We start from the raw sequence: 22899 nt of genomic DNA on the forward strand, positions 1-22899 counted from the left end.
TCCGCTTCGCTGCGTCCGGGATGACGGCGCGCTATTGGTATCTCTCACACCGCCACGACATACCCATCCCGGCGCGGGTCCGCCGCGCCGGTCATCACGCCGCCGGTGACGGGGTCGACCGACACCGCCTGCATGCCGCCGCAGCGCATCGTCCAGCCCGTGTCGAAGGCGGTGATGGCGTGGCCGCGCCGGCGCAGTTCGGCCAGGGTCTCGGGCGCGATCCGGTTCTCGGCCTCGATCGCCCGCCCGTCCCAGAGCCGCGCGCGCGGCGCCTCGATCGCGTCCTGTAGCGGCAGGCCGAAATCGAGATGCTGCACCATGGCTTGCGTCTGCGTCTGCATGATGCCGTAGCTGCCCGGCGTGCCCAGCGCGAGCCCGGGCCGGCCGTCCCGCGTCGAGATGCTGGGCGACATGCACATCGGCAGTTCGTCGCCGGGCTTCGAGCGGTTCGGGCTGCCGGTCTGGACGTCCGACCAGTACAGGAAATTGTTGAGGCAGACGCCGGTGCCCGGCACCACGATCCCGCTGCCGAAGGGGCTGCCCAGGCTGTTGGTGATGCACACCAGATTGCCATCCGCATCGGCCGCCGAAAACGAGGTCGTATGCGCCGGGTCCTCGCCCGGCTGCGGCGTCCATTGCTCTGTCGGCCCCTCGACCGGCGCGCCGTCGGTCAGGCGCCGGCGCAGCGCGGCGAGCGCATCCTTCGCGAAGATCGCGGCGAGACGCTCGGGCGAGGGATTGTTGGCGGCGATGCGGACCCCGGCCGCCAGCCGGATCGCGCGGAAGACGAGGTCGAGATGCTCCGGCCCGTCCTTGGCGAGGGCGCCGAGATCGCAGCCCTCGAGGATCTTCAGGCTGAGCAGGAATTGGAAGGCCTCGCAGGGCGGCGGTGGCACATGGACGGTGAGGCCGCGATAGGAGGCCGCGAAGGGCTCGCGCCAACGCGGGGTGACCGCCGCGAGATCCTCCATCGTCATCAGCCCGCCGAGCGAACGCAGATGGGCGACGATGCGCTGCCCCAGCGCGCCGCGATAGAGATGATCCGGCCCCTCCGCCGCGATTGCCGCGAATGTCGTCGCGAGATCGGGCTGGCGCAGCACCTGGCCGACGCGGACGGGCCCGCCCTCGGGCAGATAGGTCGCGGCGAAACCGGGATAGAGCTCGGTCCAGGCCTGCAGCAGCGGCGCCTGCTCGTTGAACTCGGCGACGCCGAATTCCGAGAGGGCGAAGCCGTCCCGCGCCAGCGCGATCGCCGGGGCGAAGACCTCGGCCAGCGTTTTCCGGCCATGGCGCGTGACCAGTTCGCACCAGCCGGCGAGGTTGCCCGGCATCGCCACGGCATGGGGACCGCGCTCGAGGTCGCTGCGCTGCGAGAACCGCTCGGCCGGGAAGCTCTTCTGGATCGGGGGCACGAAGTCGAGCACGCTCACGCGCCCCTCCGCCGCCGACCAGAGCGTCGCCGAGCCCATGCCCGACAGGCTCGACATGAAGGGCTCGACCACGGTGAGTGCCGCTGCGGTCGCGGCGATGGCGTCGAAGGCGTTGCCGCCCTGGATCAGCAGCCTCGCGCCCGCCTGGGCCGCGAGCGGATGAGCCGCGGCGACCATGCCGTGGCGGGACTGGATCGTCGGGCGGCGGCCATCCATCGTCGGTCTCCTTGCAGCAGCTCTTGAGCGGCCGGAGCGCGATCAGAGCATGACGGAGGCCGGGCGCGACAGATGCCCCGGCCTGCGTTGCGCGGGCCGGGGCCGGCGTGGCGCGCATGGCGGCGCCACTAGGCTCAGTTCAGCACGAGCCGGGGCAGCCAGAGCACGACCTCGGGGATGAAGGTGATGATTACCAGCACGCCGAACCCGACGCCTAAGAAGGGCAGCACCTCCCGCACGACGCGCTCGATCTTCACCTGGGCGAAGTTGCCGCAGATGTAGAGGAGAATGCCGACCGGCGGTGTGAGCAGCCCGAGCATCAGGTTGAAGACGATGATCAGCCCGAAATGCACGAGGTCGATGCCGACCGCCTCCACGATCGGGATCAGCACCGGGATCAGGATGATCATCGCCGCGATCGCTTCCATGAAGCAGCCGACGACCAGCAGCAGCACGTTGATCAGCAGCAGAATGACCCAGGGACTGTCCGAGAAGGCGCCGATCCAGGCGGCGATCTCGCGCGGCAGGCCGCTCACCGCCATGAGCCAGCCGAAGCCGGCGGCAAAGGCGATGATGATCATGACGACGGCGGAATCGAGCCCGCTCTGGACGCAGATGCCCCAGAGCTGGCGCCAGGACAGCTCACGATGGATCACCATGGCCACGAAGAGCGCATAGAGCACGGCCACGGCGGCGCTCTCGGTGACGGTGACCACGCCGCCGGTGACACCGAACAGGATCACGAAGGGCATCATCAGCGCCCAGATCGCGCCCCTGCCGGAGCGCAGCACCTCGCGCATCGGCACGGCTTCGTTGACCGGATATTTCCGGGCCCGCGAGATCAGGTAGACCACCATGGCCAGCCCGCCGCCGAGCAGCAGGCCGGGAATGACGCCGCCGAGGAACAGGGCGGCGACCGAGACGCCCTTGCCGACCGACAGGGCATAGATCACCAGCGGGATCGAGGGCGGAATGATCGGCCCCATCACCGAGGCCGAGGCCGTGATCGATGCGGCGAAGCCGGGATCGTAGCCCGAGCGCTTCATGCCGGGGATCAGCACCTTGCCCAGTGCGGTCGCATCCGCCACCGCCGAGCCGGACACTCCGGAGAAGACCATGCAGGACATCACGGTGGTGAGGCCGAGCCCGCCACTGAACCGGCCGACGCAGGCATTGGCGAAGCTGATGATGCGCGTGGTGATGCCGCCGACATTCATGATGTTGCCGGCGAGGATAAAGAACGGAATCGCCAACAGCGAATAGGAATCGGCACCGATCAACGCCCGCTGCACGAAAACCGAGAAGGGCAGCGTCGGGTGGTTGGCGATCGTCATGACGGCGGCCAGCGCCATCGCGAAGGCGATCGGCAGGCCCAGCACCATCATCACGCCGAACGACAGCATCAGCACGCCGGCCATGGGGATCGTCTCCTAGAGGTGCAGGTCTAGAGATGAACGTCGCCGAGCGGATCGCGCCTCGTCGGATCGAACAGCTTCTCGATCCAGAACACGATCATCAGGGCGGCGCAGAAGGGCGCGGCGAAATAGAAGGAGGCGGGGCTGATCTCCAGCGCCCCGAAGGTCTGGCCGAGCGTGCCGATCGAGATCTGCAGCCCGAACCAGAGCATCAGCACGGCCAGCAGCAGGACGAGCCCCTGGTTGAGCCAGAGCACCAGCGTCTGCAGCCGCTGCGGCAGCATCAGCACGAACATGTCGATCGCGATGTGGAGCATGTTGCGGTAGAGCACCGCCGCGCCGGCGAAGACCGACCAGACGAACAGGATCCGGCAGACCTGTTCGGTCCAGGACAGCGGGCGCTCCAGCCCGTAGCGATACCAGACCGCTGCGATGGTGATCAGCACGATGGCCGCGATCGACGCGCCGACGATGGCGCGGGCGGTCCAGTCGCAGACATCGCAAACCCTGCGCCACAGCGCAGGCAGTCCGGTGAGGCGCTGCATGGCATCCCCGTCACGAGAGAGAAAGGCGCCGGGCCCGCACCGGGCCCGGCGGCGATGCCGGAGATCAGGCGATCGTCTTGATCCGGTCGACCCATTTCTTCACATGGGCGAATTCGGTCTCCATGCCTTCGAGCGTCTTGCGGAAGGCGTCCTTGTCGACATCGTTGATCGCGATGTTCTTGGCCTTGACCAGGCCGAGAATGCGCTCGTCGTCGGCGATCACCTTCGGACGCAGCGCGTCTTCCATGTCGCGTGCGGCCTGCACGAGGGCCTTGCGCTGCTCCTCGTTGACCGCGCGGAAGCTCGCTTCCGAGATCACGATCATGTTGTCCTGCATCATGTGCTCGGTCAGAGCGAGGTTCTTGTTCACGTCGAAGATGCCGCCGTTGAAGGTCAGCGCCATCGGGTTCTCCTGACCCTCGATCACGCCTGATTTCAGCGCCTGGAAGACCTCCGGCCAGGGCAGCGGCGTCGGTGAGGCGCCGAAGCGCTCGAAGGTCCGGCGCCACATCGTCGTCTCCGGCACGCGGATCTTGAAGCCCTTGAGATCGGCCGGCGTCTTGACGACGCGGCTGGAGGAGAGCTGGCGCGGCATGCGCGGGATCGCGCCCAGCGGACGCAGCTTGGCCTGAGCCGCGACGTCGTCGCCATATTCGGCCATGATCGCGGTCATGACCTTGTCCTTGTGGGCGACGTTCTTGAACAGATAGGGATAGGTGAAGACCTCGGCTGGCTTGTACCAGCCGGCGAGCAGAGCGGCGCCCGGCGTCGCGACATGGATCGACCCCTGCAGCAGCCCCTCGACATTCTCGCGCTCGCCGCCGAGCGCGCCGGCATGGTGGGAGGCGATGTCGATCTGGCCCTTGGACAGTTCCTTCACGCGCGCGGCGAAGACGTCGAGGCTCTGGGAGATGAAGTCGGTCTGCGGCGTCGCCGATGCTCCGATCCATTTCAGTTGCTGGGCCCGCAGGATGCCGGGCATGGCGATGAGGCCGGCGCCGAGCGCGGCTCCTGCCAGGACGGTCCGGCGGGTCGGCTGGTCTGTTCTGCTCTTGGTCATGATGTCCTCCCTGGACGTTGGGCCGGCCCGTTGTCTCGGGCTCTCGCCGGTCTGCACTGCTGGGCCGGGGCTGCGTCAGCCCCGGAAGTGATCCTCCATCTCGCGGCGAACCTTGACCGCGGAATCATTGGCGTCGAAGGCGACGTCCGACCATTTCAGCCGCTGGCCAAGCGCGATGTCGTGCTTGAGCTTGACGCGATGGGCGAGGCCGAGCGGCAGGTACCCCTCCGCCAGCGAGGTCTTGGCCGGGGTCTGCTTGCCCCAGACACAGAAACCGCCTTCGCCATCCAGCATTTCGCCGGCCTTGAGGTCGCGCTTGGCGGTGGCGACCACATCGGAGTTGAAGCAGATCGGCGCGCCCGTCGGCTCGTGGCGCAGCGCGGCGGAGGCGACCGAGATGCCGAGCTCCAGCCCGATCATGTGGATCGGCCGGTAGAGGCAGGAGTAGCGGCCGCTCTTGTCGGGCAGCATCGAATACTCGCGGAAGCACTCCTCGCTGTAGGCGCTGTCGGATTCGAAGACGACATAGGTGCCCATGACCAGACTATGGGGCACATCCGTGCCGTCGCGATAGACCGAGGAGGTGACCTCGGTGACGCCGGCCCGCTCCAGCACGCCGCCATCGGCCTTGGGCTTGCAGATCTCGGCATGCTCAAACCGCGTCGCCGGCGGGAAGGACAGGCCCTCGGCCTGCGATTCCAGCCCCGTCGCATTGCAGACGGCGGTCATCTCGATGCCCGACTTGGTGCCGTCGACGAAGGAGTTGAACATCTTCGGATTGATCGAATTGCGATCCTTGATCTTCATGTACTTGTCGAGAATGTCCCAGACCGTGTCGGGCGTCGACTGGTGATAGGTCGGGTGGTAGCGCGTGCCCTTGCCGGCGCTGACGACCCGGAAGCCCGAGGCGCGGGCCCAGTCGACATGGTCCGCGATCAGGGCCGGCTGGTCGCCCCAGGCCAGCGAATAGACCACGCCGGCCTCGCGCGCCTTGCGCGCCAGCAGTGGCCCGGCGCAGGCATCGGCCTCGACATTGACCATGACGATGTGCTTGCCGTTGGCGATGGCGCGCATCGCGAAGCGGATGCCGGCGCCCGGATCGCCCGTCGCCTCGATGATCACCTCGACGCCGGGATGGTCGATCAGGGCGTCCCCGTCATCGGTGACGAGCGTCGCCCCGTTCTTCAGCGCGTCGTCGATCGAGGCCGCCGCATATTGTTCCTCCGGCCAGCAGGCCAGTCTCAGCTGCGAGCGGGCGCGGGCGGTGTTGAGGTCGGCGACGCCGACGATGTGCATCCCGTCCGTGCTGCGCGCCTGGGAGAGGAACATGGTGCCGAACTTGCCGGCGCCGATGATGGCGACGGTGACCGGCTTGCCGGCGGCCTTCCGTTCGAGAAGCAGTCTGTGCAGGTTCATGCGCCGGTTCTTTCCTCGCCAGGCCGACCGCGAGGGGTCGGACGTCTCGTTATTCGAGGAGGCGTCGCAAGGAAAAAGGGTGGCGAACGCGGGCTGCGCGTCACCTGACGCCGGTTGTCGGCGCGTCTTTCCTCCCTGCGGGCCGCAGCTTCGTTTGATGAGCTGCATTCCTCATGCAACAGGCGTAACATGGGGTTCGCTCGCCTTAAAAACGAAGAATCTTGGCATGATCGACGAATAGGATTCACCGATGATAGGAGGCATGCCACCGCTGCAATGGCTGCAGACCTTCCGCGCCGTGATGGAGGCCGGCAGCTTCGCCGGCGCCGCCAAGCTGATGAACCTGACGCCGTCGGCGATCAGCCATCAGATGCGCGCGCTGGAGGGCATGCTGGGGCGACCCCTGTTCCTGCGCGTGCGCCGCAGCGTCGTCCCGACCGAGGAGGCGCTGACCTATTCCGCCTCGATCGGCGAGAGCTTCGCGCGGCTGATGACGGCGACGATCCGCGTCGCCTCGGGGGCGGGCGTGCGGCGCCTGCCGATCCACGCCTCGCCCAGCCTGGCGACGCTCTGGCTGATGCCGCGGCTGGGCCAGTTCCTGCGCGAGCACCCGAGCATCGACGTTTCGCTCTTCGCCAGCCATGAGCCGGCCCGCCTGGGGCAGGACGGCATCCTCATCGACATCCAGTATGCGCGGCCGGTCCCCGAGGATTGCGAAGCGGTGGCGCTGGGCGAGGAACTGATCGTCCCGCTTGCCAGCCCGGCCTTCGTCGCCACCCATGGGCTGGAGGCCCCGGGCGACATCGCCCGCGTGCCGCTGATCCACTCGCTGCGCTGCGTCGTGCCCTGGGACCAGTGGGCCGCGCGACACGCCCCCTTCGTACCCCTGAGCGCCAGGGGCCTGCAGTTCGACCGTGCCCATCTCGCTCTGGCCGCTGCCGAGGACGGGCTGGGCCTCGCGCTCGAATCGACGCTGCAGGCGCGCGATCTCCTCGCGGCGGGCAGGCTCGTCATGCCGCTCGGCCCGACCGGCATCGGCGTCGTGGCCCATCGCCTGATCTATCGGCGCGAGGAGCGGGACAATCCCGAGATCCAGGCCTTCGTCGGCTGGCTGATGGACAAGATCGCCGAGGGGCCGACACCGGCCGAGCTCGCCAAGCTCTGAGGCGGCTGGGGAGCCGGCCCCGCGCAGCAGAACGATCCGCCGAGGGGCTCAGGTGCCGCAGAAGGTGCGCAGCACGCGCTCCTCCGGCCGCGGCGGCGTCTCGTAATCCGCATAGCCCGGATGCTCGACAAAGGGCTCGGCGAGCACAGCGAGCAACTCCTCGAAGGGCCCGAAATCGTCCCGCTCCTGCGCGGCGGCAATGGCGGCCTCGACGCGGTGGTTGCGCGGGATATAGGCCGGGTTGACGCGCAGCAGCGCGCCAGGCGCGGTGTCCGCGCTGCGCTGGCGCCAGCGGGCCAGCCAATCCACCAACGCCGGGTCGTCCGACAGTGCCGCCCGCAGCGGCGCCTCGTCGACGCGGCCGGCCTGGAGCCGGGCGAGGTGGCGGAAGGTCAGCGTGAAGTCCGCCTCGCGCGCGCCGAGCAGACCCAAGAACTCGGCGCCCAGCACGGTATCGGCCTCGCTGTCGCCGGGCAGGCCGAGCTTGCGGGCGATGCCGGCGTCGTAGCCGGCCTGGAAGCGCGGCGCGAAGCCGGCGAGCGCGTCCTGTGCCAGTTCCACAGCCGCCTCGGTCTCTTCGGCGAAGAGCGGCAGCATCGCCTCGGCCAGGCGGGTCAGGTTCCACAGCGCGATCGTCGGCTGGTTCCCATAGGCGTAGCGTCCGCCTGTATCGATCGAGCTGAAGACGGTGGCGGGGTCATAGGCGTCGAGGAAGGCGCAGGGGCCGTAGTCGATGGTCTCGCCGGCGATCGAGACATTGTCCGTGTTCATCACGCCATGGATGAAGCCGACCAGCAACCAGCGCACCATCAGGTCGGCCTGCACCGCGATCACGGCCTCGAGCAGGCCGAGATAGCGGTTGGGCGCCTCCGTCGCCTGCGGATGATGGCGCGCGATGACATGGTCCGCGAGCGCCCGCAGGGCCTCGGTGTCCTGCCGCGCCGCGAAGAACTGGAAAGTGCCGACGCGGATATGGCTGGCAGCGACGCGCGTCAGCACCGCGCCGGGCAGGATTTCGTCGCGCATCACCGGCGCGCCCGTCAGCACGAAGGCGAGCGCCCGCGTGGTCGGGATGCCGAGCGCCGCCATCGCCTCGCTCACGATGTATTCGCGCATCACCGGTCCGACGGCCGCGCGCCCGTCCCCGCCGCGCGAATAGCGCGTGCGCCCGGCCCCCTTCAGCTGGATGTCGCGGCGGCGGCCGAAGCGATCGATCACCTCCCCGAGCAGGATCGCCCGGCCGTCGCCCAGCTGCGGCACGAAGTTCCCGAACTGGTGGCCCGCATAGGCGGTCGCGATCGGCGTCGAGCCCTCGGCCACCGCATTGCCCGCCAGCATGGCGAGCCCCTCGGGGCCCGAGAGCCAGGCGGGATCGAGGCCCAGTTCCTCGGCCAGTGGCTGGTTCAGCCGCACCAGCCGCGGCTGAGGGACGGGCGTGGGCGGCGTCAGCGCAAAGAAGCGCTCCGGCAGCCTGGCGTAGGAATTGTCGAAGGCGATGGGCATGGTGTGTCCTGTGATCGGGGCATCGCGGCCCCTGGTCGAAAAGCCGGATCGGGAGCAAGGGTTCCCGCCATGGCGGCCGTCACACACGCCCGCACCCGAATCGGCTACGCTGCGCATATGGGCACGGATCGACTGAAACGCATGCTGGAGCCCGGCTCGCTGGCGGTCGTCGCCCCGCCGGGGGCCTCGACCTCGCCGCTTCTCGCGGGGCTTGCAGCGGAAGGCTTCGGCGGCCGCCGCTTCATCGTGGGACGGCAGGCGGCGGGGTTCGAGCCCCTCGCCACGCTGGACGATCTGCGGGAGCCCGTCGATCTCGTCATCGTGCCGGCCGCCGGCGCGGCCGAAACCATTGCCGCGGCGGGCGCGCGCGGCTGCGCCGGCGTGCTGGTCGTGGACGGGGACCGCTCGGATGCGCCCGCTCTGGCACAGGCCGCCCGGCGAGCGGGTATCCGGCTGCTCGGCCCCGATTCCATGGGCCTGGTCACGCCTCGCCTGAAGCTCAATGCGAGCTTCGCCCCTCTCGTTCCGGCGGCCGGAAGCCTCGCGCTGGTGGCACAGTCCAACTCGATCGCGGCCGGCATCCTGGCCTGGGCGGCGCGCCGCGAGGTCGGCTTCTCTGGCGTCGTCTCGCTCGGCGCCGCCGCCGACATCGACCTCGCCGACGCGCTCGACCATTTCGGGCAGGACGGCCGCACCCGCGCGATTCTGCTGGCGCTCGACGAGGTCGAGGACGCGGGGCGTTTCCTCTCCTCGGCGCGGGCTGCTGCGCGGCTCAAGCCGGTGCTGGTGCTGAAGCCCTGGCAGCCATCCCACCGGAGCGGGGGACTGACCCATGCGGGGCTGATCGTAACCTCCGACCGCGCCCATGACGCCGCCTTCCACCGCGCCGGCCTGCTGCGCGTCAACGATCTCGACGAGCTCTTCGCCGCGGCAGAAACGCTCGGACGCAGCCGCCAGCTCGTCGGCGGGCGGCTGGCGATCGTCAGCAATGGCGCGGGGCTCGCCGCACTGGCGGCCGGCCGCCTGCGGCAGCTCGGGGGGCGCCTCGCCCTGCGCGGAGCCACGGCGGAAGAGGCCGAGCGGGAGGCGATCGTCGAGGTCGCGACGCTGGCCGATTATGCAGGGACCCTCGCCGCCCTGCTCGCCGACGACGGCGTCGATGCGGTTCTGGCCGTCCATGCGCCGCACCGTCTCGCCGAGGCAGGGGCCTGCGCCGAGGCGGTCGTCACTGCTGCGCAGGAAGCCGCCCGCGGCAAGCTCGTGCTGGCGGCCTGGATCGGCGGCGACGAGGCGGTCGGGGCGCGCTTTGCGGCCGCCGGGCTGCCGTCCTTCGCCACGGGCGCGGAAGCGGTCCTCGGCTTCCAGCATTTGCTGCGCCAAGCTCGCCTGCAGACGGAGCTGATGGCGACGCCGCCTTCGGCCGGCGAGGTGCCGCCGCCCGACCTTGCCCAGGCCCGGGCCATCGTCGCCCGGGCCCTGGCCGAGGAGCGCGACTGGCTCGACGCCGGCGAGGTCTCCGCACTGCTGGCGATCTATCGCGTTCCCGAGCTCAAGCCCGTGCTGGCGGCGGATCTCGAAGCGGCGCTGCTCGCGGCCCGGCCCTTCCTGACCTCGGGCCGGCCGGTCGCGCTGAAGATCGTCTCGCCCGATATCGTCCACAAATCCGATGTCGGCGGCGTCGCGCTCGATCTCGCGACGGAGGCCGCGATCCGCGAGGCCGCGCAGCGCATGCTGGCGCGGGTGGCGCAGGAGCGGCCGGCCGCCCGCATCACCGGGCTGGCCGTGCAACCCATGGCCCAGCGCGCCAAGGCGCGCGAACTCATCGTCGGCTTCGCGACCGATCCCTGCTTCGGGCCCGTCGTCGTCTTCGGCCGGGGCGGCATCGCGGCCGAGCTGATCGACGACAGCCATGTCGCCCTGCCGCCGCTCGATCTCGGCCTCGCGGCGCGGCTGATTGCGCGGACCCGCGTCTCGCGCGTGCTGGCCGCCTATCGCGACGTGCCGGCGGCCCATCTCGAGGCGGTCGCCGCCGCGATCGTCGCGGTCGGCCAGATGGCGGTCGATTTGCCGGAGATCCGCGAGCTCGACCTCAACCCGCTGCTCGCCGACGAGACCGGCGTCATCGCAGTCGATGCCCGCATCATGCTGGAGCGCCGGCCGGAGCGGCGCCGCCGCCCGGCGATCCGCCCCTATCCGGCGGCCTGGGTGAGGCGGATGGCCCTGCGCGGCGGACGGACGTTCGACGTGCGGCCGATCCGGCCGGACGACGAGGGCGCCATTGCCGAGATGCTGACGAAGGTGACGCCGGAAGACCTGCGCCTGCGCTTCTTCGCGCCGGTGAAGGCCTTCAGCCACGCCTTCCTCGCCCATCTGACCCAGCTCGACTATGCCCGCGCCATGGCCTTCGTGGCGCTGGACGAGGCGGGCGCGGTCGCCGGCGTGGTGCGCCTCCATGCCGACATCGCCCATGAGGAGGCCGAATACGCCATCCTGCTGCGCTCGGACATGAAGGGACTGGGGCTGGGCTGGAGCCTGATGACCCTGATCATCGAATGGGCGCGGGCCGAAGGGCTGAAGATCATCCGCAGCCAGGTTCTGGCCGAAAATACGCGGATGCTCGCGCTCTGCCGGCAGCTCGGCTTCGACATCGCCAACGACCCCGACGACACCGCCATCCGCATCGTCACCCTGCCGGTCGATCCGGCTCCGCCCCGCGGTTGATCCGGTCGCAGCCTCTTTTTCGGGCGCGAACCTGGGGAACGCACACGCCGGATGGCGGTTCACAGGAAAGGCCTGCCCGCGTTCCGCCGGCCGCCAACCCCGGATGGAGGATGTCCACCATGGAAGACGACAAAGCGCTCGGCGAGATCAGGAAGATCGCCTACCGCCTCTGGATCGAGGATGGACGCCCGGAGGGCGAGGATCGTCGCCACTGGGATCGCGCCAAGGAAATCTGGGCTTTCGAACATGCCGGCGAGGAGCCCGCGGCGACGGAGACAAAGCCGAAGCCGTCCGCAACGCCCTCGCGCCGTCGCGGTGGGCGCAGCCTTCCCGCAGCCGGCCTGGGGGGTTGAGAGAGGGGATCACGTTGCCGTGATTCCGGTCGCGGCACCGGCTTCGGAAACGGAAGCGATTGGCGGGCTCAAACCGAACGCCGGCGCGAAAAATCCGCCCTGCCGCCGCGCGGAACGCAAATTCCAGTGTCCTCACGCGGCGTGATCGGCCCGGCGGCCGCTGTTGGCTTGCGGCCGCAACTGAGCTTCACTCTGTTCCAATTCAAGTCTGACCGGTGTGCCCTGGGGCCTCGCCGGTCCCGCGGCGAGGCGCGTGGGCTCTCTCGCTGCCCTTCTTGATCGGAACCGGGAGGTCGACGGTGGCGAAGCTCAATGTGAACGGCAAGGTGCTGGACGTCGAAGCGGCGGGCGATACGCCGCTGCTCTGGGTCCTGCGCGAACAGATCGGCCTGACGGGCACGAAGTACGGCTGCGGCGTCGCCCAGTGCGGGGCCTGCACGGTCCATATCGACGGCGTCGCGACCCGCGCCTGCGCGCTCCCGCTCGATGCGGTGACGGCGGAACAGAAGATCGTCACGATCGAAGGGCTCTCGCCCGATGGCACGCATCCGGTGCAGCAGGCCTGGATCAAGCACGAAGTGCCGCAATGCGGCTTCTGTCAGAGCGGCATGATCATGGCCACGGCCGCCCTGCTGCAGGCCAATCCGAAGGCGACCGAGGCCGACATCGCCGCCGAGATCACCAATATCTGCCGGTGCGGGACCTATGCGCGGGTCAAGACCGCGATCCTCGACGTCGTCGCGGGCGGGACGCTCGGCCGCGGCTGATCTCGCTTTGGTTTCCCTTCCTCGCGAGGTCGAGGCCGGTGCGATCGTCGCCCGCCGCCTCCCTCGTGCCAACCTGATCCGGAGGACGACATGACGACCCTCTCTGCCAACCAGCCTTCCACCGGCCCGGCGCTCTCCCGCCGCAGCCTGCTCGCCGGCTCCGCCGCCGCGGCCGGCGCCTTCAGCTTCGGCTTCACGATCCCCTTCGGCGAGGCGCAGGCGCAAGGCGCCGTGCCCGAGATCAACGCCTGGGTCGTGATTCATCCCGACGACAAGGTGGTGATCCGCATCGCCCGCTCCGAGATGGGGCAGGGCACCTTGACCGGTCTCGCCCAGCTCGTCGCCGAGGAGCTGAACTGCGACTGGGCGAAGGTCACGACCGAGTATCCGACGCCGGGCCAGAACGTCGCCCGCAACCGCATCTGGGGCAATTTCTCGACCGGCGGCAGCCGCGGCATCCGCGAATCGCATGAATATGTCCGCAAGGGCGGCGCCGCCGCCCGCACCATGCTGATCCAGGCGGCGGCCAATGAGTGGAAGGTGCCGGCCGCCGAATGCACCGCCGAGAAGAGCGTGATTACCCACAAGGCCTCCGGCCGGTCGCTACGCTACGGCCAGGTCGCGGCTGCGGCCGCCAAGCTCGAGGCGCCCAAGGATGTCGCGCTGAAAGATCCGAAGGACTGGATCATCGCCGGCAAACCGCTGGCGAGGCTCGACACCGCCGACAAGACCACCGGCGCCAAGATCTACGGCATGGACTTCAAGCTGCCCGGCATGCTCAACGCCGCGATCAAGGATTGCCCCGTCTTCGGCGGCAAGGTGAAGAGCTTCGACGCCGCCAAGATCAAGGACATGCCGGGCGTGAAGCATGTGCTTCCCGTCGGCGACAGCGCGGTGACGGTCGTGGCCGACACCTGGTGGCAGGCCAAGACCGCGCTCGACGCGCTGCCGATCGTCTGGGACGAGGGGCCGCACACCAATGTCTCCAGCGAGAGCCTCGCCGCCTGGCTGAAGGAGGGGCTGGACGTGCCCGAGGCCGTGGTCGGCAACCAGAACGGCGACGTCAAGGCGGCGATCGCCAGCGCCGCGCGCACGATCGAGGCGGTCTATTCCTACCCGTTCCAGAACCATGCCTGCATGGAGACGATGAACGCGACCGCGCTCTACACGCCCGAGAAATGCGAGGTCTGGACCCCGACGCAGAACGGCGAGGCGGCGCTCGCCGCGGCGGCGGAGGCCTCGGGCCTGCCGATCGCGAAATGCGAGGCCTACAAGATCGACCTCGGCGGCGGCTTCGGCCGGCGCGGCGCCGTTCATGACTGGGTCCGCCAGGTCGTCGCTATCGCCAAGCAGATCCCCGGCACGCCGGTGAAGCTGATCTGGTCGCGCGAGGAGGACATGCTGCATGGCCGATTCCACCCGCTGACGCAGTGCAAGCTGACCGGCGCCCTCGACAAGGATGGCAACCTCACCGGCCTGCACATGCGCATCTCCGGCCAGTCGATCGTCGCCGGCATCTTCCCGCAGAACATCCAGAACGGGCGGGATCCGGTCGTTTTCCAGGGCCTCAACCCGCCCGGGCCGGAAGCGTCGATCGGCTACACCATCCCGAACCTGCTGATCGACCACGCCATGCGCAACCCGCATGTGCCGCCGGGCTTCTGGCGCGGCGTCAACCTCAACCAGAACGCGATCTATCTCGAATCCTTCATCGACGAACTCGCGAACGCGGCGGGCAAGGACCCGCTCGAGTTCCGCCGGGCCCTGATGAAGAACCACCCCAAGCATCTCGCCGTGCTCAATGCTGCGGCCGAGAAAGCGGGCTGGGGCAAGCCGCTGCCCGCCGGCGTCTTCCGCGGCATCTGCCAGACCATGGGCTTCGGCGCCTATGTCGCGGCGGTCGCCGAGGTCTCGGTCAGCGACGACGGCAAGCTCAAGATCCACCGCATCGTCGCAGCGACCGATCCGGGCCATGTCGTCAACCCGGCGCAGGTCGAGCGCCAGATCGAGGGCTCCTTCGTCTATGGGCTTTCGGCGGCGCTCTATGGCGAGATCACCATCAAGGGCGGGCGCGTCGAGCAGGAGAACTTCGACACCTATGAGGTGATGCGGCTGGAGGCGATGCCCGCGGTCGAGACCGTGCTCGTGCCGTCGGGCGGCTTCTGGGGCGGCGTCGGCGAGCCGACGATCGCGGTCGCGGCGCCCGCCGTGCTGAACGCGATCTTCGCCGCCACGGGCAAGCGCATCCGCAACCTGCCGCTCAAGAACGCCGACCTGAAGAAGGCGTGAGACCAGCCGGCATGCGGGCGCGGATCGGGTTGGGCGCAGCATTGCTGGCTCTGCCGGTGATGTCGCCCGCCATGGCGCTCGAACCCTTCGCAGTCGTCGGCGACGCGATCCCCGCGCCGCTTGGCGGCCTCGATGGCGATGTCCGGCGCGGCGAGGCCCTGGTGCGCGACCGCGAGCGGGGCAACTGCCTGATCTGCCACCAGGGCGCGGACCCCTCCGAGCCCTTCCAGGGCTCGATCGGCCCGCCGCTCGCCGGCGTCGGCGCGCGGCTCGACGCCGGCCAGATCCGGCTGCGGCTCGTCGATGCCTCGCTTTTGAACCCGCAGACCGTGATGCCGCCCTATTTCCGGACGGACAATCTGCAGGATGTCGCCCCGTCCTTCCGGGGCAAGCCGGCCCTCTCGGCCCAGGAGATCGAGGATGTCGTCAGCTATCTCGCCACGCTCCGCGCGGAATGACAGGGGGATCCACCGCCGCAGCCTGTTGGCAGGCACGGCGGCCGGTCTGGTCGCCACCGGACTCGCGCTGCCGGCCTTTGCCGACACGCCGCCCGATCTCGCCGGTCTCGTTGCCCGCGTCACCGAAGGCGCCGTGCCCGAGCGTGCGCGCATCAGGCTCGAGATCCCGGCGCTCGCCGAGAACGGCAATTCCGTCGACACCCGAATCGTCGTCGACAGCCCGATGACGGAAGCCGACCATGTCCGCTGGATTCATCTCATCGCCGAGAAGAACCCGTTTCCGGACATGGCGCGCTTCCATCTCGGCCCGCGCGCCGGCCGCGCCGAGGTCGCGACCACGCTGCGGATCGCGCAATCCCAGAAGGTCGTGGCGCTGGCTTCGCTGAGCGACGGCCGCTTCGTCATGACGGATGCCGACATCGTCGTGACGCTGAGCGCCTGCATCGACGGCGGCTGAGGAGACCGACCATGAGCTTCAACGCCCGCATCACTGTGCCCGCCCAGGCGAAGGCCGGCGAGATCGTCGAGATCAGGGTTCTCACCCGTCACCCGATGGACCGCGGCGGCCAATCCGACGGCAAGGGCGGCACCGTGCCGCGCAAGATCCTGAACCGGCTCACCGCGACCTATGCCGGCGAGCCGATCTTCCGCTTCGACATGCACACCGGCGTCTCGGCCAACCCCTTCGTCTCCTTCACGACGCGGGCGGTGGAGACCGGCGACATCGTCTTCGAATGGCGCGAGGACGGCGGCGCGACCTACACCCGCACCGCCCGGCTGACCGTGACGTGAGGCGGTGAGCGGTTCCGATCGTGCTTCACCGCCAGTCATCCCGGACGCAGCGCAGCGGAGATCCGGGATCCATTCCTGACCCTTTCCGAGCAGGCGTTCCGGAATGGATCCCGGGTCTCCCTTCGGTCGCCCGGGATGACCCGCGTGGTTTGGCAGCGATCGGCTTCGTGGTCGCGCTCGCCTGTCTCATTCTCCAGACATCCGGCGTCCTCGCCGAGATCAGATCCGGCTCCGACTTCCTCTCCCCCGAACTGCGCCGGCAGCAGGCGGACGAGACGCGCAATCCCGGCTTCTTCTGGGTCGAGCAGGGACGCGAGCTGTTCACCCGCAAGCCGGCCGGGGAGGGGCAGGCCTGCATCGGCTGCCATGCGCAGCCGCAGCAGAGCCTGCGCAGCGCCGCGACGCGTTACCCGCAGATCGACGCCGCCGCGGGCCGGTTGCTGAACCTCGAGGGGCGCATCGAGCAGTGCCGGGTCGAGCGGCAGGGCCAGCCCGCCTTCGGCTACGAGACGCCGGAACTGCTTTCGCTGACTGCCTATCTCGCCTCGCTCTCGCGCGGCCTGCCGATGCAGGTCCGTACCGACGGGCCGGCGCAGCCCTTCTACGAGGCCGGCAAGGCCTTCTTCGAGCGAAGGCAAGGCCAGCTTAACCTGTCCTGTCAGCAATGCCATGACGGGCTCGTCGGCCAGAAGCTGCGCGGCGACACGATCAGCCACGGCGCCGGAACGGGCTACCCCGCCTATCGGCTGGAATGGAACGATGTCGGCTCGCTGCACCGGCGCCTGCGGGCCTGCTCGCTCGGCGTGCGCGCGACGCAGTTCGAGGCAGGCGGGCCCGAATACCTCGCGCTGGAACTCTATCTCGCCTCTCGCGCCACGGGGCTTCCCGTCGAAACGCCGGCGATGCGCCGGTAAGCGAGAGGGCTGCGCGTCATCGGCATGTCATGAACCCGCCGCCACAAGCGCGGACCTCTCCGGTTCAGCGGGTTCCCTCGGTCGATGCTGCAATTCCTGGCCTTTCGCGCCGCGCGTGCCTTCGTCACCGTCCTGATCTGCGTCTCCGCGGTCTTCATCGCGCTGCGGCTGGCCGGCGACCCGGCCGACATCATGCTCTCGATCGACACGCCGCCGGATGTTCGCTCCTATTACCGTGAGCTCTGGGGGCTCGACCGGCCGCTGATCGAGCAATATCTGCGCTATCTCGCTGCCGTCGCCCGGGGCGATTTCGGCCTGTCGTTCGGGGACGACCGCCCCGCCTTCGAGGCCGTGCGCGAGGCGCTGCCCAAGACCGTCCTGCTCGGCGGTTCGGCCCTGCTGCTGGCCTTGCTGATCGGCCTGCCGCTCGGCGTGCTCGCGGCGCTTCGCCACAACAGCGCCATCGACCGGCTCGCCATGGCGTCGGCCGTCTTCGGCTATGCGATCCCGATCTTCTTCCTCGGCATCCTGTTGATCCTGCTGTTTGCGCTGAAGCTGCGCGTGCTGCCGTCGGCGGGCTCGGAGACGGCCTGGCACCTCGTGCTGCCGGTGGTCACGCTGGCTCTTCCGCTGGCGGGACGGCTGGCGCGCTTTGCCCGGACCTCGACGCTGGAGGTGCTGGGCAAGCCCTTCATCCGCGCGGCCCGTGGCCGGGGCGTGATGCCGCTCGCGGTGATCCTGCGCCACGCCCTGCCCAATGCGGCGGTGCCCCTCCTGATGTTCCTCGGCATCGAGATCGGCGGCATCCTGGCCGGCAGCGCCGTTGTCGAGACGATCTTCGCCTGGCCGGGCATCGGCCGGCTGCTGGTGGACTCGGTCTCGACGCGCGATCTCGCCGTGGTGCAGGCGGTGATCCTGACCGTCACCGTGATCATGGTCGCTGCCAATCTGCTCGTCGACATCCTGCATATCCTGATCGATCCACGCCTCGGCGGGTTCGCGCGCGGCTCGGGGAGACCGGCCTGATGACGAGCCTCGATACGCTGCCGGCGCCTGCGGCACCGCCGCGTCGTCACGGCCGGGGCATGTCGCCGGTCGTCAGGCTCTCGGCCGGTTTCCTGGTGGCGGTGGTCGGCGTGGCGCTGCTCGCCGACTGGCTGGCACCTCTGCACTACACCACGCAGAACCTCGCCGCCCGGCTCAAGCCACCGCTGTTCGAGAGCGGCGGCGTCACCCATTGGCTGGGGACGGACCAACTTGGGCGCGATATCCTGAGCCGGCTTATCTTCGCGATCCGGACTTCGATCCTGATCGCAGTCGCCGGGACCCTGATCGGCGCCGTCTTCGGCACGCTGCTCGGCTTCGTCGCGGCACGCTGCCGCGGCCTCGTCGATCAGACGATCATGATGGCGGTGGATGCGCAGGCCGCGATCCCGGCGCTGTTCCTGGCGCTAACCATGCTCGCCTTCTTCGGCAACAACATCCTGCTCTTCATCGTGCTGGTGAGCATCGACGGCTGGGACCGCTACACGCGCCTCGCCCGCGGTCTCGTCGTCTCTGAGCAGGAGAGCGACTACATCAACGCCGTCGAGGGGCTGGGCGCCTCGACGGCGCGGGTCATGCTCGGCCATCTCCTGCCCAACATCGTCGCGGCTCTGGTCGTCCAGGCGACGCTGAACTTCCCGGGCACGATCCTGCTCGAAACCTCGCTGTCCTTTCTCGGACTCGGCGTCCAGCCGCCCGAGACCTCGCTCGGCCTGATGCTGGGGGAGGGGCGCCGCTATCTCCTGAACGCCTGGTGGATCGCGGTCTTTCCCGGTCTCGCCATTTTCCTGACCACGCTCTCGATGAGCCTGTTCGGCGACTGGCTGCGCGACCGCTTCGACCCCACCACGCAACGGAACTGACCATGCCGTCTCCCGTCACCGGCCCGCCCGCCCGGCCGCTCGCCATCGCCCATCGCGGCGGGGCCCTGCTCGCAGCCGAGAACACCGCCGCGGCTTTTGCCCGCTCGGCCGCGCTCGGCGCCGACTGGGTCGAGACCGACCTGCGCCTGAGCGCCGACGGCGCGCTCGTCTGCCTGCACGACGACGACCTGCTGCGCCTCGCCGGAGATCCGCGCCGCGTCGCCGAAACCGATCTCGCGACGCTGAAACGCCTCGTGCCTAGCCTGATGACGCTGGCGCAAGCGATCGCGGCCTCGGCGCCGCTCGGGCTCCTGCTCGACGTGAAACTGGCCGATCCGAAGATCCTGCCGGACGTTCTCGCGGCGCTCGGCGAGGGCGGGGCGAAAGGGCGCGCCGTCCTCGGGCTGCGCGACTTGGCCACGGTCGCGGCGGCGCGTGTTCTCGACCCCGATATAGCGATCCTCGGCCTGCTGCCCGATCCCGACGGGGCGGGGGATGCCCGAGCCGCCGGCGCAGACTGGTTGCGGCTCTGGCAGGGGCAGGCCAGCCGGCAGCGCATTGCTGCGGCCCAGGCGGCGGGGCTGCAGGCCGCGGTCATGGTCGGCCAGCCGCGGACCGTTCCGCAAGCCGGCTATCCGCCCTTCGGCGTCGGCGCCATCGATGCCCAGGGCATCGCACGGGTTCTGGCACTCGGTCCCGACGCAGTGATGCTCGACGATCCGCGCCTGCTCCTCGACGCGCGGCCTGTCACCGGCCTGTCGTCAAGCTGAGGCAAGTCAGCGCCATCGCGGGGCGGGCTGTCGGCCGGCCCGCACAATGCCTTTGTCGAGGACCGTCATGACGCTGATTTCCCGCCGCCGCTTCCTTGAGGCCGCCGCCGCCGCTCCGGTGCTCGCCGGCACGCCGCTCGCCTTCGCGCAGGCCGAAAGCCGCCCGAACTTCACCGTCGCCGTCGCCGACCTGCCTGCCACGCTCGAGCCGGCGCGCGAGCTTTCCAATGTCGGCACCCGCGTCACCTACTCGATTTTCGACACGCTGATCCGGCGCGACTTCCTCGCCGCTGCCGATGGCGGTGGCTCGGAGCTGAAGCCGCATCTGGCGACCAAATGGGAGCGGGTCTCGCCGCAGGAACTGGTGGTGACTCTGCGCCAGGGCGTGAAGTTCCATAATGGCGACGAGCTGACCTCGGAGGACGTCGCCTACACCTTTCGCGACGGCCGCCTCTGGGGTGACAAGGCGCAGATCCCCGGCGGTCGCGCCTATTTCGGCATCCTCGCAAGCGTCGAGCCAGTCGACCGCTACTCCGTCCGCTTCAAGACGAAGGCGCCCGACGTGCTGCTTGAGCAGCGCCTCGCCTCCTGGTGTGCCTGGATCGTCAACAAGCGCGCCTATGAGGCCATGGGCTTCGAGGCCTATTCGCGCAAGCCGATCGCGACGGGTCCCTACCGCGTCGTCTCGCATGCTGCCGCCGAGGCGACCGTGCTGGAGGCCTTCGACGACTACTTCATGGGCAAGCCAACGGCGCGGCGCGTCACCTTCCGGCGCGTGCCGGAACTCGCGGCGCGCGTCGCCGGTCTCGTCGCCGGCGACTACGACCTGATCACCAACATCCCGCCGGACCAGATGAGCGTCGTCGGCGCCTACAAGGATATCGACGTCCGCTCCGTCGTGCTGGCCAATGTCCATGTGCTGGCCTTCAACCAGCAGGACAAGGTGCTGGCCGACAAGCGCATCCGCCAGGCGCTGTCCTTCGCGATCGATCGTCAGAAGCTGGTCGACACGCTCTGGCAGGGCACGGCGCAGGTGCCGGCCGGCCACAACTATCCCGAATACGGCCAGATGTTCGTCGAGGGCCGCAATCTCGTCCACGACCCGGCCCGGGCCAAGGCGCTGTTGCAGGAAGCCGGCTACAAGGGCGAGCCGATCGTCTACCGCACCATGGCGAACTACTACACCAATGCGCTCGAGGCCGCGCAGATCCTGGTCGAGCAGTGGAAGGCGGTCGGCATCAACGCCTCGCTGCAGGTCGTCGAGAACTCGGCCCAGATGCGCGGACCGGGCGTCCAGATCTTCAACTGGTCGAACTCGACGCGCCTGCCCGATCCGCTCGGCGCGATCTGGGTGGCCTGGGGCCCGGCCGGCGAGATCCAGGTCTCGAAGTTCTGGACTTCGACCGCGGCCTTCAACGCCGCCGGCACCGCGCTCGAGGCCGAGACCGACCCGGCTCGCCGCAAGGCCCTGTTCACGCAGATGCTCGACGTCTTCGAGGACGAGGCGCCGGCCACGATCCTCTACCAGCCGAGCGAGGCCTACGCGATCAAGCGCTCGATCGCCTGGCGGCCGACCACCTTCTATTTCATGGATCTGCGGCCGGACAACCTGGCCTTCGCCAAGGGCTGAGCGTCGTCCGTCCGAACGAGGCCAGGCGGCCGCGGGGCCGCCCGGTCGCCGTCACTGCCCGCCGCCGAGAATGAAGCGGCGGCCGTCCTGCTCGACGATCTCGACCGTCTGGCTGAAAGCGCCCGTTCCGGCCGCGTGGCGCTCGATCCGGGCCTCGGCGCGCGACGGGCGCGCCAGATTGCGGCCGACCATGGTCGGCGCCGATGCCACCCCGAGCAGGCCCAGCACCGTCGGGGCGATGTCGATGATGCCGGCCGGCTCCGGCGACAGCGCGCCGGACTCGGCGGCATTGCCCCGGGCGAGGATCAGCACCGTGTTGAGCTCATGCGGGTTGATGCCGCCATGCATGCCACCGCCGAGCGGCACGTCGCCGGGCGTCATCGCGCCCAGGCCCGGCAGGCCGTAGGGATCCGCCTGCAGACCCGATTTCAGGATGAACATCAGCTCCGGCTGGCGCGCATGGCCGGCGCCCATCAGGCCGAGCGACAGCGTCCCCTCGACCTGGCCCTCGACGCCGTTGCGATCGGCCGACAGGACATGGCCGATGGCGGGCTGCTCCATCAGCCAGGCGGCGATGCGGGCGATCGTCGCACGGTCCGCGGGATCGCGCAGGCGGATCTCGCCGCTCACCCCGCCCGTCGCGGTCAGATCGGCCTCGCCGATTTCCTTCGCCGCGCTCAGGCTGAAGCCAGCGGCGACGGCGGCGTCGAACAGGGGCTCGACCGAGCCCGTCGAGATCTGGCCGTGGTCGGAGGCCGCGATCACGGCGATGCGCTCCGCATCCGGCTGCGCCTCGACCCAGTCGAGGATGGTCCCGAAGGCGCGGTCGGCTTCCTTCAGCCCCGCCTTCGCCTCGGCAGAGCCGAGGCCCCGGTAATGGAAGGTGGTGTCCGGCTCGTTGAACCAGATCAGCGCGACATCGGGCGCCAGAACGGGCAGCACATGCTCGCTCATCAGCCGGCCGCCATAGGCGAGCTCGGAAAGCCGCGGCATCTCTCGCGGCGGCAGCGGGCCGAGCAGCGCCAGCGCCTGTTCGACCGCCTCCGGCGTCTGGGTTGCATCAGCGCCATGGACGGAGAAGGTCCAGTGGCCATTGGCGCGGGCGCGGGAGTTGATGAAATGGGCCGAACCGGGCGAGCCGACATGGACGACGGCCAACCGCTTGCCGGCCTTGGCCAGCCGGTCGCCCATCGTCTCGACATCGACCAGCCGCCCGTCGTGATGGGCCTCCGCACGGCGCAGCATCGCTGCGTCGCTGGTGTCGAAGATGCGCTCGGGGATTGCCTCGCGATGATGGAAGGCGTTGCCGACGATGCCGTGGACGCCGGGAGGCGCGCCGGTGGCGATCGAGGTGGTGGCGACGCGCGTCACCGAGGGAAAGACACTGCGCGCCTGGCGGAACCAGGTGCCGCGCGCGGCCAGCCGCAGCAGGTTCGGGGTCAGTTCCCGGCTCAGCATGTCGGGGCGAAGCCCGTCGAAGACCGCGACGACGACGCGGTCGGCAAGGGGGGTATCGTGATGGTCCATGGGCAGGGAGCTTCCGGCGGG

General features: G+C 69.5%; 20 protein-coding genes. 13 read left to right on the forward strand and 7 right to left on the reverse strand.

What is annotated here, in order from left to right; genetic code table 11:
• Positions 1 to 44: 44 nt before the first annotated feature.
• The 5 genes from Q8M82_RS01545 to Q8M82_RS01565 all read right to left on the reverse strand — a co-directional run bounded on the left by Q8M82_RS01545 (position 45) and on the right by Q8M82_RS01565 (position 6082).
• A complete protein-coding gene (locus Q8M82_RS01545; protein ID WP_305689628.1) occupies positions 45 to 1646 on the reverse strand; it encodes a gamma-glutamyltransferase family protein in 1602 nt (533 codons plus the stop codon).
• Between the two features lie 134 nt (positions 1647 to 1780).
• Entirely contained in the window at positions 1781 to 3064 is a 1284-nt protein-coding gene (locus Q8M82_RS01550) for a TRAP transporter large permease (protein WP_305689629.1), read from the reverse strand.
• Positions 3065 to 3090: 26 nt separating this feature from the next.
• Positions 3091 to 3606 carry a TRAP transporter small permease gene (locus tag Q8M82_RS01555; RefSeq protein WP_305689630.1) on the reverse strand — a complete coding sequence of 172 codons (516 nt, stop codon included), beginning with the start codon at positions 3604 to 3606 and terminating at the stop codon, positions 3091 to 3093.
• Between the two features lie 64 nt (positions 3607 to 3670).
• Positions 3671 to 4666: a TRAP transporter substrate-binding protein gene (locus Q8M82_RS01560; RefSeq protein WP_305689631.1), complete on the reverse strand. Its 996-nt coding sequence runs from the start codon at positions 4664 to 4666 to the stop codon at positions 3671 to 3673.
• Between the two features lie 75 nt (positions 4667 to 4741).
• Positions 4742 to 6082, reverse strand: coding sequence for an NAD(P)H-dependent oxidoreductase (locus tag Q8M82_RS01565; protein WP_305689632.1), 1341 nt, complete (start codon positions 6080 to 6082; stop codon positions 4742 to 4744).
• A gap of 262 nt (positions 6083 to 6344) precedes the next feature.
• Here Q8M82_RS01565 and Q8M82_RS01570 point away from each other — a divergent pair, with 262 nt between their 5' ends.
• Positions 6345 to 7247: a LysR substrate-binding domain-containing protein gene (locus tag Q8M82_RS01570; RefSeq protein WP_305689633.1), complete on the forward strand. Its 903-nt coding sequence runs from the start codon at positions 6345 to 6347 to the stop codon at positions 7245 to 7247.
• Positions 7248 to 7295: 48 nt separating this feature from the next.
• Here Q8M82_RS01570 and Q8M82_RS01575 read toward each other — a convergent pair whose 3' ends face one another.
• On the reverse strand, positions 7296 to 8750 hold the full coding sequence (locus Q8M82_RS01575; protein WP_305689634.1) for a protein adenylyltransferase SelO: 1455 nt from the start codon (positions 8748 to 8750) through the stop codon (positions 7296 to 7298).
• A 117-nt stretch (positions 8751 to 8867) separates the two neighbouring features.
• Between Q8M82_RS01575 and Q8M82_RS01580 the strand changes: the two genes are divergently transcribed.
• The 12 genes from Q8M82_RS01580 to Q8M82_RS01635 all read left to right on the forward strand — a co-directional run bounded on the left by Q8M82_RS01580 (position 8868) and on the right by Q8M82_RS01635 (position 21351).
• Positions 8868 to 11471: a bifunctional acetate--CoA ligase family protein/GNAT family N-acetyltransferase gene (locus Q8M82_RS01580; protein WP_305689656.1), complete on the forward strand. Its 2604-nt coding sequence runs from the start codon at positions 8868 to 8870 to the stop codon at positions 11469 to 11471.
• A gap of 119 nt (positions 11472 to 11590) precedes the next feature.
• Positions 11591 to 11824 (forward strand): DUF2934 domain-containing protein, encoded by a 234-nt coding sequence (locus Q8M82_RS01585; RefSeq protein WP_305689635.1) that lies wholly within the window; start codon positions 11591 to 11593, stop codon positions 11822 to 11824.
• A gap of 299 nt (positions 11825 to 12123) precedes the next feature.
• Positions 12124 to 12591 (forward strand): (2Fe-2S)-binding protein, encoded by a 468-nt coding sequence (locus Q8M82_RS01590; protein WP_305689636.1) that lies wholly within the window; start codon positions 12124 to 12126, stop codon positions 12589 to 12591.
• Between the two features lie 90 nt (positions 12592 to 12681).
• On the forward strand, positions 12682 to 14880 hold the full coding sequence (locus Q8M82_RS01595; RefSeq protein WP_305689637.1) for a xanthine dehydrogenase family protein molybdopterin-binding subunit: 2199 nt from the start codon (positions 12682 to 12684) through the stop codon (positions 14878 to 14880).
• A gap of 11 nt (positions 14881 to 14891) precedes the next feature.
• Complete coding sequence (soxX, locus tag Q8M82_RS01600) at positions 14892 to 15338, forward strand: sulfur oxidation c-type cytochrome SoxX (RefSeq protein WP_305689638.1); 447 nt, start codon at positions 14892 to 14894, stop codon at positions 15336 to 15338.
• Complete coding sequence (locus Q8M82_RS01605) at positions 15301 to 15795, forward strand: thiosulfate oxidation carrier protein SoxY (protein ID WP_305689639.1); 495 nt, start codon at positions 15301 to 15303, stop codon at positions 15793 to 15795. Before soxX ends, Q8M82_RS01605 begins: the two co-directional genes overlap by 38 nt.
• A gap of 11 nt (positions 15796 to 15806) precedes the next feature.
• On the forward strand, positions 15807 to 16130 hold the full coding sequence (gene soxZ, locus Q8M82_RS01610; RefSeq protein ID WP_305689640.1) for a thiosulfate oxidation carrier complex protein SoxZ: 324 nt from the start codon (positions 15807 to 15809) through the stop codon (positions 16128 to 16130).
• Positions 16131 to 16279: 149 nt separating this feature from the next.
• Positions 16280 to 17044 (forward strand): sulfur oxidation c-type cytochrome SoxA, encoded by a 765-nt coding sequence (soxA, locus tag Q8M82_RS01615; RefSeq protein WP_305689641.1) that lies wholly within the window; start codon positions 16280 to 16282, stop codon positions 17042 to 17044.
• 84 nt (positions 17045 to 17128) lie between these two features.
• Positions 17129 to 18070, forward strand: coding sequence for an ABC transporter permease (locus Q8M82_RS01620; RefSeq protein ID WP_305689642.1), 942 nt, complete (start codon positions 17129 to 17131; stop codon positions 18068 to 18070).
• Entirely contained in the window at positions 18070 to 18951 is an 882-nt protein-coding gene (locus Q8M82_RS01625) for an ABC transporter permease (RefSeq protein WP_305689643.1), read from the forward strand. Before Q8M82_RS01620 ends, Q8M82_RS01625 begins: the two co-directional genes overlap by 1 nt.
• Positions 18952 to 18953: 2 nt before the next feature.
• Positions 18954 to 19721, forward strand: a complete 768-nt coding sequence (locus tag Q8M82_RS01630; protein ID WP_305689644.1) for a glycerophosphodiester phosphodiesterase — start codon at positions 18954 to 18956, stop codon at positions 19719 to 19721.
• A gap of 67 nt (positions 19722 to 19788) precedes the next feature.
• Positions 19789 to 21351: an ABC transporter substrate-binding protein gene (locus Q8M82_RS01635; RefSeq protein WP_305689645.1), complete on the forward strand. Its 1563-nt coding sequence runs from the start codon at positions 19789 to 19791 to the stop codon at positions 21349 to 21351.
• Positions 21352 to 21402: 51 nt separating this feature from the next.
• On the opposite strand, the gene Q8M82_RS01640 is transcribed toward Q8M82_RS01635, so the two are convergent.
• Entirely contained in the window at positions 21403 to 22878 is a 1476-nt protein-coding gene (locus Q8M82_RS01640; protein WP_305689646.1) for an alkaline phosphatase family protein, read from the reverse strand.
• Between the last annotated feature and the right edge of the window lie 21 nt (positions 22879 to 22899).

It is taken from the genome of Allobosea sp., assembly GCF_030694325.1.
In the GTDB taxonomy this organism is placed as follows: domain Bacteria; phylum Pseudomonadota; class Alphaproteobacteria; order Rhizobiales; family Beijerinckiaceae; genus Allobosea.

What these genes read in the sequence shown, in the direction of transcription:
- Q8M82_RS01545 (WP_305689628.1), bottom strand. Translation starts at nt 1,646, where the DNA reads ATGGATGGCCGCCGCCCGACGATCCAGTCCCGCCACGGCATGGTCGCC.
- Q8M82_RS01550 (WP_305689629.1), bottom strand. Translation starts at nt 3,064, where the DNA reads ATGGCCGGCGTGCTGATGCTGTCGTTCGGCGTGATGATGGTGCTGGGC.
- Q8M82_RS01555 (WP_305689630.1), bottom strand. Translation starts at nt 3,606, where the DNA reads ATGCAGCGCCTCACCGGACTGCCTGCGCTGTGGCGCAGGGTTTGCGAT.
- Q8M82_RS01560 (WP_305689631.1), bottom strand. Translation starts at nt 4,666, where the DNA reads ATGACCAAGAGCAGAACAGACCAGCCGACCCGCCGGACCGTCCTGGCA.
- Q8M82_RS01565 (WP_305689632.1), bottom strand. Translation starts at nt 6,082, where the DNA reads ATGAACCTGCACAGACTGCTTCTCGAACGGAAGGCCGCCGGCAAGCCG.
- Q8M82_RS01570 (WP_305689633.1), top strand. Translation starts at nt 6,345, where the DNA reads ATGCCACCGCTGCAATGGCTGCAGACCTTCCGCGCCGTGATGGAGGCC.
- Q8M82_RS01575 (WP_305689634.1), bottom strand. Translation starts at nt 8,750, where the DNA reads ATGCCCATCGCCTTCGACAATTCCTACGCCAGGCTGCCGGAGCGCTTC.
- Q8M82_RS01580 (WP_305689656.1), top strand. Translation starts at nt 8,868, where the DNA reads ATGGGCACGGATCGACTGAAACGCATGCTGGAGCCCGGCTCGCTGGCG.
- Q8M82_RS01585 (WP_305689635.1), top strand. Translation starts at nt 11,591, where the DNA reads ATGGAAGACGACAAAGCGCTCGGCGAGATCAGGAAGATCGCCTACCGC.
- Q8M82_RS01595 (WP_305689637.1), top strand. Translation starts at nt 12,682, where the DNA reads ATGACGACCCTCTCTGCCAACCAGCCTTCCACCGGCCCGGCGCTCTCC.
- soxX (WP_305689638.1), top strand. Translation starts at nt 14,892, where the DNA reads ATGCGGGCGCGGATCGGGTTGGGCGCAGCATTGCTGGCTCTGCCGGTG.
- Q8M82_RS01605 (WP_305689639.1), top strand. Translation starts at nt 15,301, where the DNA reads ATGTCGTCAGCTATCTCGCCACGCTCCGCGCGGAATGACAGGGGGATC.
- soxZ (WP_305689640.1), top strand. Translation starts at nt 15,807, where the DNA reads ATGAGCTTCAACGCCCGCATCACTGTGCCCGCCCAGGCGAAGGCCGGC.
- Q8M82_RS01620 (WP_305689642.1), top strand. Translation starts at nt 17,129, where the DNA reads ATGCTGCAATTCCTGGCCTTTCGCGCCGCGCGTGCCTTCGTCACCGTC.
- Q8M82_RS01625 (WP_305689643.1), top strand. Translation starts at nt 18,070, where the DNA reads ATGACGAGCCTCGATACGCTGCCGGCGCCTGCGGCACCGCCGCGTCGT.
- Q8M82_RS01630 (WP_305689644.1), top strand. Translation starts at nt 18,954, where the DNA reads ATGCCGTCTCCCGTCACCGGCCCGCCCGCCCGGCCGCTCGCCATCGCC.
- Q8M82_RS01635 (WP_305689645.1), top strand. Translation starts at nt 19,789, where the DNA reads ATGACGCTGATTTCCCGCCGCCGCTTCCTTGAGGCCGCCGCCGCCGCT.
- Q8M82_RS01640 (WP_305689646.1), bottom strand. Translation starts at nt 22,878, where the DNA reads ATGGACCATCACGATACCCCCCTTGCCGACCGCGTCGTCGTCGCGGTC.